The 14,215-nt window shown below is 72.2% G+C and carries 20 protein-coding genes; 1 reads left to right on the forward strand and 19 read right to left on the reverse strand.

All coding sequences use genetic code 11. From position 1 onward, the window contains the following. Nucleotides 1-93: 93 nt before the first annotated feature. The 5 genes from ACZ4EG_RS43555 to ACZ4EG_RS43575 all read right to left on the reverse strand — a co-directional run bounded on the left by ACZ4EG_RS43555 (nt 94) and on the right by ACZ4EG_RS43575 (nt 3,408). Nucleotides 94-588, reverse strand: coding sequence for a hypothetical protein (locus ACZ4EG_RS43555; protein WP_467794608.1), 495 nt, complete (start codon nt 586-588; stop codon nt 94-96). A gap of 40 nt (nt 589-628) precedes the next feature. Further along, nucleotides 629-1,081 carry a Pycsar system effector family protein gene (locus tag ACZ4EG_RS43560; protein ID WP_467794609.1) on the reverse strand — a complete coding sequence of 151 codons (453 nt, stop codon included), beginning with the start codon at nt 1,079-1,081 and terminating at the stop codon, nt 629-631. A 120-nt stretch (nt 1,082-1,201) separates the two neighbouring features. Next, nucleotides 1,202-1,660 carry an RRQRL motif-containing zinc-binding protein gene (locus ACZ4EG_RS43565; protein WP_467794610.1) on the reverse strand — a complete coding sequence of 153 codons (459 nt, stop codon included), beginning with the start codon at nt 1,658-1,660 and terminating at the stop codon, nt 1,202-1,204. A 261-nt stretch (nt 1,661-1,921) separates the two neighbouring features. Beyond that, nucleotides 1,922-2,737, reverse strand: coding sequence for a hypothetical protein (locus ACZ4EG_RS43570; RefSeq protein ID WP_467794611.1), 816 nt, complete (start codon nt 2,735-2,737; stop codon nt 1,922-1,924). A gap of 119 nt (nt 2,738-2,856) precedes the next feature. After that, nucleotides 2,857-3,408, reverse strand: coding sequence for a DUF6197 family protein (locus ACZ4EG_RS43575; RefSeq protein ID WP_467794612.1), 552 nt, complete (start codon nt 3,406-3,408; stop codon nt 2,857-2,859). A 159-nt stretch (nt 3,409-3,567) separates the two neighbouring features. On the opposite strand from ACZ4EG_RS43575, the gene ACZ4EG_RS43580 reads away from it, so the two are divergent. Beyond that, complete coding sequence (locus ACZ4EG_RS43580; RefSeq protein ID WP_168725275.1) at nt 3,568-3,729, forward strand: hypothetical protein; 162 nt, start codon at nt 3,568-3,570, stop codon at nt 3,727-3,729. Here the strand turns inward: ACZ4EG_RS43580 and ACZ4EG_RS43585 are convergent, their stop codons facing one another. From ACZ4EG_RS43585 to ACZ4EG_RS43650, 14 genes are all read right to left on the reverse strand, one after another. Next, on the reverse strand, nt 3,730-3,918 hold the full coding sequence (locus tag ACZ4EG_RS43585) for a hypothetical protein (RefSeq protein ID WP_381183666.1): 189 nt from the start codon (nt 3,916-3,918) through the stop codon (nt 3,730-3,732). It abuts the gene before it with no gap. A gap of 83 nt (nt 3,919-4,001) precedes the next feature. Beyond that, nucleotides 4,002-6,146, reverse strand: coding sequence for a chromosome segregation protein ParM (locus tag ACZ4EG_RS43590; RefSeq protein WP_467794613.1), 2,145 nt, complete (start codon nt 6,144-6,146; stop codon nt 4,002-4,004). 80 nt (nt 6,147-6,226) lie between these two features. Beyond that, nucleotides 6,227-6,646: a conjugal transfer protein TraB gene (locus ACZ4EG_RS43595; RefSeq protein WP_467794614.1), complete on the reverse strand. Its 420-nt coding sequence runs from the start codon at nt 6,644-6,646 to the stop codon at nt 6,227-6,229. Nucleotides 6,647-6,667: 21 nt separating this feature from the next. Beyond that, entirely contained in the window at nt 6,668-8,341 is a 1,674-nt protein-coding gene (locus ACZ4EG_RS43600; protein WP_467794615.1) for an ATP/GTP-binding protein, read from the reverse strand. Between the two features lie 550 nt (nt 8,342-8,891). Further along, nucleotides 8,892-9,200: a hypothetical protein gene (locus tag ACZ4EG_RS43605; RefSeq protein WP_467794616.1), complete on the reverse strand. Its 309-nt coding sequence runs from the start codon at nt 9,198-9,200 to the stop codon at nt 8,892-8,894. Next, entirely contained in the window at nt 9,197-9,673 is a 477-nt protein-coding gene (locus ACZ4EG_RS43610; RefSeq protein ID WP_467794617.1) for a hypothetical protein, read from the reverse strand. Before ACZ4EG_RS43610 ends, ACZ4EG_RS43605 begins: the two co-directional genes overlap by 4 nt. A 252-nt stretch (nt 9,674-9,925) precedes the next feature. Then, complete coding sequence (locus ACZ4EG_RS43615; RefSeq protein WP_467794618.1) at nt 9,926-12,064, reverse strand: DUF2637 domain-containing protein; 2,139 nt, start codon at nt 12,062-12,064, stop codon at nt 9,926-9,928. A gap of 141 nt (nt 12,065-12,205) precedes the next feature. Further along, nucleotides 12,206-12,643 (reverse strand): hypothetical protein, encoded by a 438-nt coding sequence (locus ACZ4EG_RS43620; RefSeq protein ID WP_467794619.1) that lies wholly within the window; start codon nt 12,641-12,643, stop codon nt 12,206-12,208. A gap of 64 nt (nt 12,644-12,707) precedes the next feature. Beyond that, on the reverse strand, nt 12,708-12,896 hold the full coding sequence (locus tag ACZ4EG_RS43625; RefSeq protein ID WP_467794645.1) for a DUF5999 family protein: 189 nt from the start codon (nt 12,894-12,896) through the stop codon (nt 12,708-12,710). A gap of 188 nt (nt 12,897-13,084) precedes the next feature. Further along, complete coding sequence (locus ACZ4EG_RS43630) at nt 13,085-13,213, reverse strand: hypothetical protein (RefSeq protein ID WP_467794620.1); 129 nt, start codon at nt 13,211-13,213, stop codon at nt 13,085-13,087. A 120-nt stretch (nt 13,214-13,333) separates the two neighbouring features. Continuing rightward, nucleotides 13,334-13,513, reverse strand: coding sequence for a hypothetical protein (locus tag ACZ4EG_RS43635; RefSeq protein WP_467794621.1), 180 nt, complete (start codon nt 13,511-13,513; stop codon nt 13,334-13,336). Beyond that, nucleotides 13,506-13,709 (reverse strand): hypothetical protein, encoded by a 204-nt coding sequence (locus ACZ4EG_RS43640; protein ID WP_467794622.1) that lies wholly within the window; start codon nt 13,707-13,709, stop codon nt 13,506-13,508. The genes ACZ4EG_RS43635 and ACZ4EG_RS43640 overlap by 8 nt, the downstream gene beginning before the upstream one ends. Continuing rightward, the gene (locus ACZ4EG_RS43645) at nt 13,709-13,840 is read right to left on the reverse strand and encodes a hypothetical protein (protein ID WP_467794623.1); all 132 of its coding nucleotides are present in this window, start codon (nt 13,838-13,840) and stop codon (nt 13,709-13,711) included. The genes ACZ4EG_RS43640 and ACZ4EG_RS43645 overlap by 1 nt, the downstream gene beginning before the upstream one ends. After that, nucleotides 13,840-14,133, reverse strand: coding sequence for a hypothetical protein (locus ACZ4EG_RS43650; protein WP_467794624.1), 294 nt, complete (start codon nt 14,131-14,133; stop codon nt 13,840-13,842). The genes ACZ4EG_RS43645 and ACZ4EG_RS43650 overlap by 1 nt, the downstream gene beginning before the upstream one ends. Between the last annotated feature and the right edge of the window lie 82 nt (nt 14,134-14,215).

Raw genomic sequence — 14,215 nt, forward strand, 5'->3', positions numbered from 1 at the left:
GGTCTCCGGTCTGCCCCCTCGGGGGCGATTGAGAGAGGCGCACCCCGCGTGCTTGCAGGCTTTGGGGGTGCGCTTCTTGCTGTGTGTGCGGGGTCAGAGAGCGCGGCCGGAACGGACGCTGTGGCAGTCCGGGTGGCTGGCGTCGTGCGGGTTCCGGCCGTTCGTGGCGCGCAGGTCGGCGAGGATCTCCAGCAGGTCGTCCTCCGTGTCCAGGACGATGTCGGTGTATCCCTGGCCGCATGTGCACGGGACGACCAGGGCGAGGACGTCGGTAGCGCCGTTGATGTCGGTGCGCAGCGTGTGGTGCAGCCACAGTCCGCCGTCCAGCCAGGCCACGGCCGACGGCTCGAACTCCGGGGAACTGCTCGGGCGCAGGGCGGGGTAGCCGCGCCAGTCCCCCGCGTCCAGGACCTGGCCGATGGTGGAGTGGTAGGCGTCCCAGATGTGGTGTGCGGCGGTGGTGACGGCGTCCTCGCGCTGCTCGTCGTCGGTGGGCACGTGGTGTGCCTCGGCGGCGAGGTCCATCAGGTAAGCGAGCGGGGAGTCGTCCGCGTACGGGCGAACCGGCGGGTTCAGGGTGTCGGTCACGGCATGTCCTCTCGTCACAGCAGTGAGCGGGGTGGGTGGGTCACAGGCCGGCGATGCCGGCGGCGGCAAGCAGGGCCAGCGCCGTCAGGGTCAGGTCGACGGCGCGCCGCAGGAGGGTGAATTTCCGCACGGCGAGGGCGGACAGGACCCGGATCCGGGCGGCTCGGGTGTCGCCGTCCATGCAGGCGCGGATCGCGTTCTCGTCCAGGCGGCCCCAGAACGGGAAGGACGCCTGGTCGTCACCGCGCAGGCGGGGCCGGACGACGAGCAGGAGCAGCACGGCAGCCGTACCCAGCGCGAGAACGGCGAGCGTGCCGAACACCTTCGCCGTCGGCGGCAGATGCCTGCCGGTGGCGGAGGCGAGGCCTGCGAGGACGGCGCCGTCGAAGGCGAGTAGTAAGGAGGCCTTGCCGTCTGTGCGTCCGATCTCGTTGACGACCGAGGTGCAGGCGGTATCCAGGTTCTTGTCGGTGGTGGAGGCCGTGGTAGTCATAGGCAGGTTTCCCTGAACTCGAAGGGGTGAGGGGGAGCGGGGGCGGCCGGCCCTTGCCGATGCGACGGCCGCCCGGTGATCCGTCCCCCGGTCACGCAGGGCCGGGGGACGGTGATCGCCCTACGCGGCCAGCCGGTGTACGTCCGGGGCCGGGGGAGCGATGTAGCTGCCCGGGTCGGCCGGGGTGCCGTCGTGGCACTCCAGGCAGCTGCCGAGCGTGCGCAGCGGGAGGCAGTAGATGTAGCGGCGGCGGCAGAGCGGGCACGTGGTCCGCGCTGCCATCGCACGGTCCAGCGCCCACTCCTGAGCCAGCGTCGGTACCCGCTTGGGCACGGCCAGGTCGAGGCGGTACAGCCAGGCCCGGGTGGGGTGGGTGCATGCCTGACCGGGCCGGTATGCGCAGCGCTTGCAGCGCAGTACCCCGACGGGGTCGTGGCCGCCGGGGCTCAGCCCGAGCGCCCGTAACTGGCGCCGGGTGGCCAGGCCCTCGGTGGCGCCGCGGTCGTACTCCGGCAGACCGCTGCCGGTGCGCGGTACCCGCACGGCCTGGTGGCGCTGCTTGCGTATCGCCGTGCCCATCAGCTCCCCCACGGTGCAGGCAGCCGGCGGGGCCGGTGCGGGTAGCGGGGTCCGGGACGCATGGGGCGGGGCCGGCCGATCCGGCGGCGCGGGCGGGGGATGAGCACGGGCTGTTCCTCCAGACGTCGGTGGGCATCGAGCAGCGCGTCTCGCCGACGTTGTTCGTCGGCGGGGCGCGGGGTGGTGCGTGGCGGCCGGTCGGCCTGTCCAGCCCTCGCCGACCCGTGAGGGTGGGCGAGGACCAGGCGGAGCGACCGGAGGTCAGCGCTGCTGGAGCTGGTGGGCGTTGTCGGGGGTGTCGTCGCCGGGTCCGGGCGGAGCCGGGATCCAGGCGTGGAGGTGGAGCTCGGGGCGGAACTCCGGCTGGGACACGGGGGCGGGCGGGTGGTTGTGGACGACGGGCCGCAGGCTCAGGCCGCGCAGGGCGAAGATGCTGGCGATGGCCCACATGAGGGCGGCGATGCCGGTGGCGACGGTGCGGCTGCCGGTGGGCGAGGCGGCCCACACCATGGCGATGCTGGAGAAGCCCCACGCTGCCCAGAGGATGCGAGCGCCGGTGCTGCCGGCGAATCCGCCGATGAGACCGGCCAGGCCGGAGAGCTGCCAGAAGGAGTAGACGGTGGAGCCGGGGACGGTGAGGCCCACGCTCTGCTGCCCGATGTAGGAGCGGATCGGGTTGTCGATTACGCCCCACATGCCGCTGGTGATGTCGACTCCGGGCGGCTTGGTCGCCGGGACGGCGGCCAGTAAGCGGTGGAACACTGCGGTGACGATGTCGCCTGCGGCATCCAGCAGCACGGTGACCGAGCAGAGCGTCACCAGGGCGATGGTCGCTTTGATCCAGTTGGCCATGCCGTGCCATCCGGCAGTCCGTGCCTGGAACAGTTCCTCCCACCGCTGGTACAGGAAGCCGCCCCCCTTCCAGGCCGCGTCCCACCAGGCACGCAGCCGTGCGGGGCGCGGTGTGCCTGGGTCGTCTTCCAGGTCGATGTCCGGCGGCGGGGGCGTCTGGTCGATCAGGTCGAAGATGCTCGGGCTGTACTGGCCGTTGATGGGCTTGTTGTCGTCGGACTGCATGGCGGGGCGACTCCCTTGCTCGGGTTCGTGTGGTGGGCGGATTGCGCGCAGGCCGGACGGCCTGGCCCGCACCCGACCGCGTGGGTTCGGGTGCGAGGCAGGTGGTCCGGAGGTGGGGGTCAGAGGCCGCGGGCGTCTGCAAGGTGGGCGGCCTGGTCGACCATGCGGATCGGGACGCGGCCTGTGCCGTGCGCGTCGTTGAAGGACGGCACGGAGTTGACGTCGTCGCCGAACTGGCGGCGGATCGCGTCCAGGAGCACGGAGGCCGCGTCGGCTTCCAGGCCACGGTCGCCACGGGCCTCGGCTCGGATGGCACCGAGCATGCAGCGGGCGCCGCCCTCGTCGACCAGGGCGTCCTTGCACCAGCCGCCGGTGAGTAGGCGACGGTGGGCGCGCTGCAGAAGAGCCGCGACCGGCGTCGGGTAGAGCTCCGGGAGCGGAGCGGGCCCGATGTCGATGGGGCCGGTGACGATGTCGGCCAGGCTCACGGGTTCGGTAGGGATGTGCGCGGTGTTGACCTCGTACTTGACGGCGGCTTCGTCCAACTTCACGGTCATCGCCGCATTGATGATGGTGAGGCGTTCCTCAAGGGTCAGTTCCGCCGGCGGTGCGGCGGGCTGGGTGGTCGGGGTGGGCTGGTCTGTGGCGGGGGAGGGCCGGGCGTAGGGCATCGGGGCTCCAGGCGGGAACGCCGAAGGGCGCCGCCGGAGTTCGTGTCCGGCGGCGCCCTTCGGCGTCGTGCAACAGGGGAGTGGGCGCTAGCGGGCGGGGTAGCCACCGCATCCGCGCCCGGGCATCCTCGAACCACCAGGCGCGGGGAAGGGGATCGGGTGGAGTTCGTCTTCGATTGCGGGTGGTGCGGCGGGGACAACTACTTCGTCGGCAAGCAGGTCGGCTTCTGGGTCGACAAGTGGGAGATCCCCTCCGAGTGGGACTGCCGCTTCTGCGACGGACTCAACTACACGCCCGACCCGCCGTGGACCGAGGCGTAGTCAGAAGCTGGATATCAGTCCGGCGAGCGAGGCGAGGCCGCTGTTGATGATCGGGGCCAGGCCGGTCGCGGCGAGGGTGAAGCCGAACAGCGTGCAGGCCAGCGCGGAGCCGACGCGGACGTATCCGCCCTTGAGCAGGACGAAGACGATGATGCCCAGCAGCACGGCGGCGGAGATGGAGAGGGCCACGGTGGGTGGTGCTCCTTCGCAGGGGTCGGGATGGGGCCGACCGCGCTCGGGCGGTCGGCCCCGTGATGGATGGGTGGGTGTGATCAGGCGTCGGTGAGGCTCTTGATGGCCTCCAGCGCCTGGCGGGGAGAGGCGACCTGCTCGGAGCGGCGACCGCCGCCCTTGGAGCCGCGCCCGCCTCCGCCCTTGCCGCCCCCTCCGCCGCCGCGCCGGCGGGATCGGCCCTCGCCCTCGTCGTCCTCGTCGGGCTCGGGCCAGAACTCACCGGGCCGCACGGGCTCGTTCCAGTCGAACCACAGGCCGCGCTTCTCCAGCTCCGCAATCTCGTAGTCGGTGAGCCGGTTGACCTCGTCGGGGAAGAGGTGCGCGAGGTCGGTGTCGAAGTCCGCGAAGAGGCTGCGCATGAGCACGGCGCGGCCGTTGTCGAGGACGATGACCGCAACGCCGCCCGTGGAGACGCCGTTCTCCGGGTCGGCCTCACCGCGCATGGCCCGCTCGATCGCGGAACCCTCCTGGCGGGAGTAGCGGGCCGGGATGGTCGGCACGTCGTACGCGTTCTCCATGGTGCCCTCCGCCGCCTTGCGGGTGGCGCCAGGCGAGCCCATGTTGAAGATCACGGGCCTGCTGTTCTGCCGCAGGTTGTCCTTCATCTCGGTGGAGAACCCGTTGTGCGCGAAGGGGCTCTGTCCGGCGGGGTTGAAGCCGATGCCGTACTTCAGCCCGGTGACCGTGAGGTCCTCGCCGTCCTTCTGGATGAACTCGCCGAAGTCCCCGTCCTGCGCCGCGGTCATGAACTCATCCGCGTACACGTTCAGCTGCCGGTAGGGGCAGCGCGGGTCGCCCGGCTTGTAGTCGTGCGGCTGGCCGTCATGCGGCCAGGGCATCTCTGCCCTGATCTCGCACAGCGCCTTCGCCGCCCGCAGCTGGCGCGCCATCCACAGCGCGTTCGAGCCCTGCCGGTCGATGTACCGGCCGAGCATGGTCGTCTTCTCGTCCTTGCGGACGGTCGACAGCCACACCACCTGGCCGGCCAGGGACTGGGCGGCCATGTTGATCGCGAAGAACTGCGTCTTGCCCGAGCGGGACACGCCAAGAGTGAGGCCGTGGGCCGGGGCGTTCTTGTCGTGCTGGTACACCATGGTCTTCACTGGCTGGCCGGTGATGGTGAACCCGCACACGTACATGCCCTTGGCGTCCGGGGTGAGCAGCTCGCGGGTGGCGGGGAAGATCGCGCTGAGCGGAGGGGTGTCGAACGCGCTGATCAGGAACTCGTTGCCGTCGATGAGGACGAACACGCAGGAGTCGTCCTCGGGCAGGTTCAGCGCGCGGCAGACCTTGGCCAGGTCGATGCGCGGGGTCTCGGTGGAGTCGGCCATCTTCGCCCGGTAGAAGGTCACCCCGCGTTCGTCGTCGCGGGTCTTGTGGACCAGCTCGGAGCCGGGAGCGCCGCCCTTGGGACCTGCGACGCGGTCCGTCCAGCGTTCCTGCGCGGTCGGCTTGGCGCGGCGCCGCTGGTTGGCATCGGGGGTGATGCGGGCCTCCATCCAGCCCGGCCCGCCCTGCCGACCGGGCTGGATCGCGACCTCCGCCAGGACGACGTCACTCGAAGGCACAGCAAACGGGGCGGCGACCGCAGCCTCCGTGAGGCCGGTGATCGGCCGTCCGGTCTCCGAGGCCCGCAGCAGGATCGTCATGTCGTGCCGCATACCGGGGTGCCGGGTGGCCTTGACGACGTGCGTACGGCCGGGCATCCCGGCGTTCTCCCACATCATCCGCACCTCGCGGGTGAGCAGGTCGACGCCGTCGTCCTGCACGGCCGGGGACGGCTCTGCGACTTCGGCTACCTGGAGCTGCGGGGCCGGGGCCGCGATGGCTGGACGGTGACGGCGGCGGGTGTGCCGGGAGAACGGCATCACCAGGTAGCCGGCCGCCGCCCATCCGGCGGCGAGCAGTCCGTCCATCCAGTACGGGCCGAAGCCGGTGGTGTGCCCGGCGGCGACGTCGACGGCGGCGGCCAGGACCAGCGGGGACCAGCGCAGGATCTTGCGTCCGGCACCGGGCTCATCGCTCTTGGCCGCGAGGAACCAGCCGCCGATCCCAGCCGCGCCGGCCAGCTGCACGACCTGGTTGACGGGGCTGTCGGGATAGACGTTCGGGGCCACGGCCAACACAGGCGCGGCGAGGGTATAGGCGAGGCGTTCGAGCGTGGCACTGCGCGGCGTGGTCACCGGTTCTCCTTCGAGAACAGGACGGGCGGCCCCGCGAGTTGTCGCGGGGCCGCCCGTGGCGGGGTGGGTTGGGGGAGGGGTCAGCGGTTGAAGAACCCGGGCTTGGGGGTCTTCTCACGCCGGTTGGAGCGGATGTCGTCCAGCGCCCCGTAGAGCTTGGAGTGGGTGCGCCGGGTCTGGTGGGTGAGGTCGGCGGTCTCCTGGGCGGCGTCGCTCAGCTTCTTGACCTGCACGGCGGCGCCCCCGAGGGCGACTGAGACGTTGCTGGTCAGCTCCACGAACTTCCCGTCGAGTCCGGCGGTGGCGATGTCGCGGGCCACGTCCTGGGCGCGCTGGGCGTTGGCCTTGACGCTGCGCACCAGCGCCTCCAGCTCGAGGCCGGCGTCGTCGAGCGCGCTGCCGAGCGTCTTCAGTTTGGCCTGGACGGCCTTGTAGCGGTTGTCGTCGTCGGCCGGGACGGGCACCGGGCTGGCGCCGCTGGGTGCGAGATCGCTGCTCATCAGCGGGTTCCTCCCTGCTTCTTAGTCGTGGTGGGCGGCGGCCGACGCGTACGTCAGACCGGCGTCTTCCTTGGCGGCCATGTCCTGGCCGTAGATGCGGGCGACCATCGCGGCCGCGAGCTTGGCGGCCTCCAGGGCGAGGCCGCACTCGGACGCGCACCGTTCGGCCTGCTGCCTCATACGGCCCGCGGCGTCGGCGAGGTCGGCGATCAGGTCGGTGACCTCGGTGGCGATGTTGTGGTCGCCGATCAGGTCGGCGGCCATGTCCCGCAGAGCGTCGGCGACCTTGTCGAGCGCCTCCGCGAGGGCTTCGGCTCGCTCCTGGTCGGAGGCGGCCTGGATGGCGATGTTCGCCATCTCCATCAAGAACTCGTCGAACGTGATGTCCGTGCGGTGCTGGGCGGCCAGACCACCCTGCCCGGACGGCCTGCTGACCTCCGCGCTGCTCACGCTGCTCCCTTCGCTGGTCGGTCGGCTGCTGGTGGGCGGCTGGCTGGTGCCGGGCCGCTTCGTGTGCGGCTCGGGGGCGGGCGGCAGGCCCTTGACGCCCCTCGTCACGGCCGCGGGGTCGTCGGGGACGATGTCCGCGTCGACGATGTCGTCCTCGCCCTTGGCGTCAGTGCGCGTCGGGCGGGTGGGCCGGTCGGGCCACTCCACCGTCGGGGTGGAGTCCTCCGCCCCGAACGGGCTGTCCGCCGACCGACCGCGCCGCCGACCGGCACGACCGGTGCGGTGGGCGCGTCCCCGCCGACCGGCCCGGCCGGTTCCGCTGCCGGTGCGCCGACGCCGGAACCGGCGCCGCTTCTTCGAGCCGTCAGACGGCCCGCCACCGGCCTTGGAGTCCTTCTCCGAGGCCCCGTCAGTGCCGTCCTTGGCGGTCTTCTCGCCCTTGTCGTCGGTGCTCTTGCCCTTGGAGTCCTTGTCCTTGGTCAGGCTCACCTTCTCCGCGCTGGTCTTGCCGTCCTTCGCGTCGGCGCGGCGCTTGTCGAAGCGGCGCTGGGCTTCCTCCGCGACGGCCTGGCTCAAGGTGGTTCGACCGGAGCCGGCCGACGCTGCGGCTTCCCGCTTCGCCTTCCGTGCCGCGTCCCGCTCCTGCCGCTTCGCGCGGCGGTCCTCCCAGGCCTGCTGCCGGTTGGCGCGGGCCTGATCGCGGTCCTTGGACCGGTCGGCGATGCCGGCGGTGTGACCGGCGCTGCGCCTCTCCTGCCGGGCGGCCTGTCGGGCCCCGGCTCGCTCCTGGCGGCCGCGGGCCCGCTCGGCACGGGCGCTGGAGGCAGGGCCGTTCTGGCCCCGGCCACCGTCGCCCTTCGAGCCGCCAGAGCCCGTCTGGGAGCCTTTCGAGCCCCCGGATGACCCGTTGCGCCCGGGACCGCTTGCACGGCCTCCAGGGGACCGGTCAGAGCCTTTCCCGCCGCCCTTGCCGCTTCCGCCGCCCCCGGTCGACCCGGACCCCAAACGCCCAGCGCTGCCGCCGGAGTTGGGGCCACGCGCCCCGGGCCCCTTCGAGCCGGAACCCGAGTTGTTGCGGGTCGAACCGCCGCCACCGCCACCGCTGGCCTTCGAGCGGCCCTTGTCCACCCCCAGGCCGGAGCCGGACGACTTCATGCGGTCGGCGTCGGCCTTTCCGCGCGCCGCTGCCTTGTCGCCCTTCGCTTTCATCATCGCGGCGTGGAGCTTTCCGTTCTGCTCCATCATCGCGACTTCCTGCGCGGTGCGGCCCTCCAGCAGCGCAGCCTTACGCGCTATTTCAGCCTCACGGAAAGGCGCTTCGCTTTCATGATTCGCCCGCGCCCTTTCCAGCCGGAATTCCAGCCAGTCACCGAGACGGTCAGCGAGCGAACGAGGCTGAACATATTCGCCTTCCTCATATTCGCCGTCTTCTTCTCCGGCTTCCGGTGCCGTAATTCCGTCCGAGCGCAGAGCCGCCGCCGGGTCCGGAGCAGCCGGAATCGGGGGCAGTTCCATCGTCGTCTCTTCCGGCGACTCCGGCGGCGCCGGGGGAATGTCCTCCGATGGCGGAATGGTGTCGGCGTAATCCGGGATCGGCGGTGGCACGTACGAGGAATCACCGCTCCAAGGGCCTTGGACCAAGGTCCCGTTGCCGTCCTCGTCGGACACGGTGCGCCTCCCTCCTGGGACTTGACAGAGCGTGGGGTCTTGTGTGCACGCGTGTGCACGTGCACGTGTGCACGCTTTACGCGCGCGAGGCCCCGCCGGAGCCCGGCGGGGCCTTCACTGGTCACGTTCAGTGACGTGGGGGGTGCTTCGCCACGACCTGCTCCGCGTACTGCAGGAGGTCCTTCCAGATCCGTCCGTCGCCCTCCGCGCGCTGGTCCATCGCCGTGATGAACAAGCGGCAGATCAGCGCGAATCCGGAGTAGACGTCGCCGCGACCGGCTTTGACGTCCTTGGCGATTCGGGATCGTGCCAGGCGGAGCCAGAATTCCATCTGTCCCGCCTCGCCGCGAGATTCGCGGGCCTTATCCGCCTCTTCCTTCAGCCAGTTCCTGCGGCGCTCGATGGAGCGTTCAGCGCTGTCGAGGGGGCGCGTCACGCCGACTCCCTGTTACCCAGGTCGTAAATCGACGTGGGACCACCATAGCCGGAATTCTGGCTCTGCGCACCCTGCTGCGGCGCATTGGGTGCGGCCTGGAGCAACTGCGGGTTTTTCTTCTGCTGCCTCTCCAGCTCCTTTTCCTTCCTATCCCGGGCCGTATTTACAACGGCCTCGTCGTGGGCGCGGCGCTTGTAGGCACTCTTTTCCAGGCCTTGGGTGAGGTTGTTCAGGTTCTTGAGCACGTTCCCGAGGGCCTTTTCGACGGGCATCGCGCGCAGCCTTGCGTGGTACCAGCGGTCGCCCTCCACGTGTGTGTCGCGCAGGTGCACGCGGGTCTCGTGCGCGAGGGTCTCCAGGTTCTTGCCGATGTCCAGCAGGACCCGCTGAACGTCGGCCAGGTACCGGGCAGTTGCCTCCGGGCTCTGCGCGACGTCGCGCAGAGGGGAGTGATTCGGGTCGTTGCTGTTCATACGAGAAGACCTCCAGGTCTCGGGGTTGGGGAGTGGGAATCCGTGATCCCCGAGGCTGTTGCGCGGGGTTGGGGTGGTGCTCGTGCGAGCCCGGCCCGCACCGTGCCCCGCTCGGGCGTGGTGCGGGCGAGCGGCCTGACGGCCGTGGCCGTCACCGGTCCGCGCTCGGTGTGCGAGCGGGGGCCGGTGGCGACCATGAGCGGCAGGGGTTGTGCCAGAAGGTGAGCATGTCGGCGCTCACCGGGCGCTCGGTCACACGCCCGGGGCGGCCTCTTCGACCTGAGCGCGCAGGCGCTGGGCGGTCGGGCGGGAGACCGGGGTGTCGGACAGGCCCGCGTCGGTGAGCGCGTCGCGGATCTCGGTCCACTCGGGGCGGCGCCCGAGCTCGGTGTAGAGGAGACGGATGCGAGCGTGGCGGCGCTCGGTCAGCGCCTCCGTCTCGCTGCGCGTACGAGCGCTCTCCGCTCGCTGAGCGTCCGTCTCCCCGGTGGCGCGCTCACCGTCGTGAGCGCCGGAGGTGAGCGCCGGGCGCTCACGCTCGCCGCGCGTCTCACCCGCGGTGAGCGCGCTCATGTCGGGGCGAGCGTGCTCGGTCTCCTCCGCCCGTTCGACCGTGAGCGCGTCCTCGGGGGTGAGCGTGTCGGCGAGCGCGGCGGGCGCGGAGTTGAGCTTGAGCGCCATCCGCTGCTCCAGCGGAGCCTTGCTCCGCCATCGCCAGCCGAACTCCTCCTTGAGCTGCGCTCGCAGGTAGGTCTGCTCCTGGAGGCGGGTGAGCGCCTCCTCGTAGGAGGTGATCTCCCACAGGATCATCCGGCGGCGAAGCCGGGCGGTGGGGATCGGGGCGAGGATCCAGCGTGAGCGGCGCACCGTCTCCATCCGCACCTTGCCGGTGACCGCGCCAATCCGCGTCGCGTACACGTGGGAGGCGATCTCCGAGAACACGACCCACAGCAGCGTGAGGGCAGCGTGCCCAAGACGCCCCGACATGCTGTCCGAGGCGTTCCAGTTCAGGTACACGGTCACCGCCGTCAGCGCCCGGGGAACCCAGCGGATCCAGCGCAGCTCCATGCCCATGCGGATCAGGACCAGGTTGGCGCCGGTGAACGCCGGGATGGCGACGTCGATGCCGACCGGCAGCAGCCACGGCCACTCCCAGCCCCACCCGGAGGCCTTGGTCTCCAGCGCGGTGTAGGAGGAGAGCAGACCGAGAGTGGAAACGACCGCGGCCGCCAGAACGATCCCGACGACCAGGACCAACTCCTGCCCGGACAGCGGCGGGACACCGCCGGCGGGCCGGGCGTCGTTGCGGGCCTTGCGCCGCGCGGCGCGGGACTCGGTCCGGATCTCCCGACGCCTCGCCCGCTGCACGGTGCGCTCCGTCGCCGCCTGGAGGACCCGGTCCGCCTCGGCTCGGGCCTGCGCGGCGGCGGCCTGGTCGGCCGTGGCCTTGGCCGCTGCCTCCCGGGCCGTCGTCGCGTCCTTCTCCGCCTGCTCGCGCAGCCGGGCGATGTCCTTGTCCGTGGCGGCCCGCAGCTCCTCAGCGGAAGTGCGGGCGTCGTCCAAGGCGCGGTCCGCGTCGGCGCGAAGGCCGGCGGCCATCTTCTCCGCCCCGGCCCGCACCTGCGCGGCCTGGTCGTCCGCGCTCTCGCGCAGCCGGTCGGCCTCGCCCCGCGCCCGCTCCAGGAGCAGTTCGGCGTCGGTAGCAGCCCGGGTGCGGGTCTCCGCCGCGGTGCGCTCCGCCGCCGCGAGCAGCTCGGTGCGCGCGGCCTCCGCGTCGGCGAGGACCTTGGTGGCGGCCTGCGCGGCCTCCGCCTGGACCTCGTCGGACCGCGCGACCGCCGTGGTGGTGATCTCCTCCGCCTGCCGGCGGGCGTCGGCGAGGACCTGGTCGGCCTCGCCGGCCGCCGTCGTCGTGACTGTGTCGGCCTCCGCGCGGGCGTCGGCGAGCAGCTGCTTGGCCTTCGCGTCGGCGTCGGCCAGGACCTGGTCGGCGTCGGCGGCTGCGGTGGTCGCGGCCTCGGTGCGGACCCGGTCGGCGTCGGCCTGCGCGTCGGCCAGGACGCGGGCCTGCTCGGTGGTGGCTGCCTCGGTGATCGAGGCAGCCTCGGTGCGGGCGCCGTCCAGGAGTTCGGCGGCGCGGGCCTTGCCGTCGGCGAGGATGCGCGCGGCGTCGTCGGCGGCCAGGTCCCGGAGGTCGGTGGCGCGGTCGGCGGCGTCGGCCAGGATCGGGGCGGTCTCTTCGAACACCAGCGGCACGGTCTCGCCGGTCTCTTCGGGGGCGGCGGCCTGGGCGGGGATGGCAGCCGGCAGCTTGGCCGCCTTGCGCCCGGCGCCGCGGGGTTTCGCGGTCGGGGCGGCATTCCGCCTGCGCCGGGTGGTGGTGTTGGCCACGGGGTGTCCTCTCTTACTCCGGCGCCTCGTGCAGGAGGTCACCGCGGGTCGGCGTCGGTCGGTAGGGTCGTGACCAGGCCCTCCGAGGCCCCGGCAGCTCGAATGCCGGGGACTCGGAGGGCCGTCTGCGCGAGCAGTTGGTCAGCGCTGAGCGGGCAACTGGGACTGGGCTGTGGGGCCGTGGTGGCGGGCGTAGGCGGCGCCGGCCAGCAGCAGGGCGCGGACCTGGTCGACGGTCCGGCCCGGCACCTTGTCCCACAGCCGCGGCTCAGCCGCGCTGGCACCGGTGTGGGCGCAGATGACCAGCTCCAGCACGCTCACGGACACGCCGGTCAGGTCGGTGGGGCCAGCCAGGACCTCCCACAGGCCGAATTCGCCCGGCTGCCATCCCTCCCGGTCCAGCAGGCCCAGGGCGGTCTCCAGGTGCGTGGCGGCCTGAGTGCCGGTGACGGGCTCGCCACTGGAGCCGTGCCACATCCGCGGGCCGGTGTACCAAAGGGCTTCCAGCTCCGCGGCCCGGGTCAGCAGAGCCTCGTTCTGTGCCTCCAGCGGAGCAGAGGCAGTGATCGACGGGGTCATGGGGTTCCTCTCCATCAGTGGTCCGGACTGAGTCGGCGGGCGGTGCGGGCGGATCAGGCAGCCGTCAGGCCAGGGCCGCGACGGGACGGTGCGGGTCGACGACCCGACCGTCGGGGAGCAGCCCGCCGGTGTCGAAGATCACGACGGCGTTGCACAGCAGGCTCCAGCCCTGCTCCGGGTGAGCGGCCACGACGTGCGCGGCCTCCCGGTCGGGGCTGTCGGACGTCGGGCACGGCGGGGTGTGCGAGCACAGAGAGCGTGGCTGGCGGCGGGTCAGGCCGGTGTCGTCGAGCGGGGTCGGTACCGGGATGGTGCGCATGCGATGCCTCCGGGTCCGGGGTGGTGGGCTGCGCGGCTGCGCGGCTCCCCTGGACACCGCGCAGCCCGGCCGCCACGGATGCGTGGGGCCGGGCTGTGCAGGTCAGGCAGCTGGCAGACGGGTCAGACCTGGTCCGTGTTCTCCGCGAGGGAGGCCGTGGCGATCAGGACGTCCACAGCGGAGTCCAGGGCAGCGAGCTCCTGCTGCGGGGTGTCGGGCGTCGGGTGGTCCTGGTACACGTCGGTGCGCATGTCGGGCATAGCAGTCTCTTTCTTGAGATGGGAGGCGCCTCCCCCGCCGTACCGGCACGGGGCCGGGACGGGCGGGGGAGGCCACCGGCAGAGGTGGCGATGCCGGTGCGGGGTGATGGCTCAGCGGCCTCGCTGCCGGGACTGGCGGCTGAGGTAGGCGTCTTGCAGCCGCACGAAGGTGGCGGCCAGCCGCTCACCATCGGGGCAGCGGGCGTTGTCCTGGCAGCGGGAGCAGGACCGGGTGTGCGCCAGGTGCGCGCGGTACGCGGCCTGGTAGCGGTCATACAGGTCGTCAGGCACGCGGCCGTCTTTCGTGATGGTGCAGGCGGAGCAGGTGCAGGTCAGCGACCCGGTGCCCGGCCTCCCAGGCCGCTGCGGCGGCCACGGCTGCGGCCGCCAGGAGCAGGCGGGTGAGCGGGTGCGTGGGGCCGACCATGCGGGCGGCCCGGGCTGCGCGGTGCTGCGCGGCCCGGGCCGTCTGTATGAGGCACGGCATCAGTGCCCAGCCGCGCGGCAGGCATCGCAGGTGCCTCCGCCCCAGTCGGGGAACCAGGTGCCGCACCAGGAGCACTGTCCGGCCGCGGCGAGCACCAGGCGGCGGGCGAGGGCGGTCATTCGGCGTTGCATCAGGCGGCCCCCGTCCCGCCGCAGGCGCCGCAGCGCACCCAGTGCTGGCGGGTGACCCCGCCCTCGCTGGAATCGACGGTGCGGCCACCGGCGCCGCCGCAGGAGCCGCAGGCCTGCTGACCGCTCGCAGCGATCTGGCGGGCCCGCATCTCCGCGACAGTGCGCGGGGCGCGCCGTTCGGCGGGGATCGCGGCGTCCTGGCGGCGGACGACGTCCAGGAGGTGGGCGCCTAAGCGGCGGTTGGCATCCTGGCCTGCCGGGGCGGGCCGGGGGCGTGTCATGCTGTCGATCACAGGGCCTCCTTGTTAGGTCCTGTATCGGCGGTCCCGGAGCTCTGACCTTCCGGGGCCGCCACCCTTTGACTGGCCGGACGGC

Source organism: Streptomyces sp. NPDC025638 (assembly GCF_055558775.1).

Bases quoted from the DNA above. Each gene is read 5' to 3' on its own strand.
- ACZ4EG_RS43630 (WP_467794620.1), bottom strand. From the start codon at position 13,213: ATGCGCACCGACGTGTACCAGGACCACCCGACGCCCGACACCCCGCAG.
- ACZ4EG_RS43600 (WP_467794615.1), bottom strand. From the start codon at position 8,341: ATGATGGAGCAGAACGGAAAGCTCCACGCCGCGATGATGAAAGCGAAG.
- ACZ4EG_RS43620 (WP_467794619.1), bottom strand. From the start codon at position 12,643: ATGACCCCGTCGATCACTGCCTCTGCTCCGCTGGAGGCACAGAACGAG.
- ACZ4EG_RS43645 (WP_467794623.1), bottom strand. From the start codon at position 13,840: ATGCAACGCCGAATGACCGCCCTCGCCCGCCGCCTGGTGCTCGCCGCG.
- ACZ4EG_RS43560 (WP_467794609.1), bottom strand. From the start codon at position 1,081: ATGACTACCACGGCCTCCACCACCGACAAGAACCTGGATACCGCCTGC.
- ACZ4EG_RS43565 (WP_467794610.1), bottom strand. From the start codon at position 1,660: ATGGGCACGGCGATACGCAAGCAGCGCCACCAGGCCGTGCGGGTACCG.
- ACZ4EG_RS43575 (WP_467794612.1), bottom strand. From the start codon at position 3,408: ATGCCCTACGCCCGGCCCTCCCCCGCCACAGACCAGCCCACCCCGACC.
- ACZ4EG_RS43570 (WP_467794611.1), bottom strand. From the start codon at position 2,737: ATGCAGTCCGACGACAACAAGCCCATCAACGGCCAGTACAGCCCGAGC.
- ACZ4EG_RS43640 (WP_467794622.1), bottom strand. From the start codon at position 13,709: ATGCCGTGCCTCATACAGACGGCCCGGGCCGCGCAGCACCGCGCAGCC.
- ACZ4EG_RS43595 (WP_467794614.1), bottom strand. From the start codon at position 6,646: ATGAGCAGCGATCTCGCACCCAGCGGCGCCAGCCCGGTGCCCGTCCCG.
- ACZ4EG_RS43610 (WP_467794617.1), bottom strand. From the start codon at position 9,673: ATGAACAGCAACGACCCGAATCACTCCCCTCTGCGCGACGTCGCGCAG.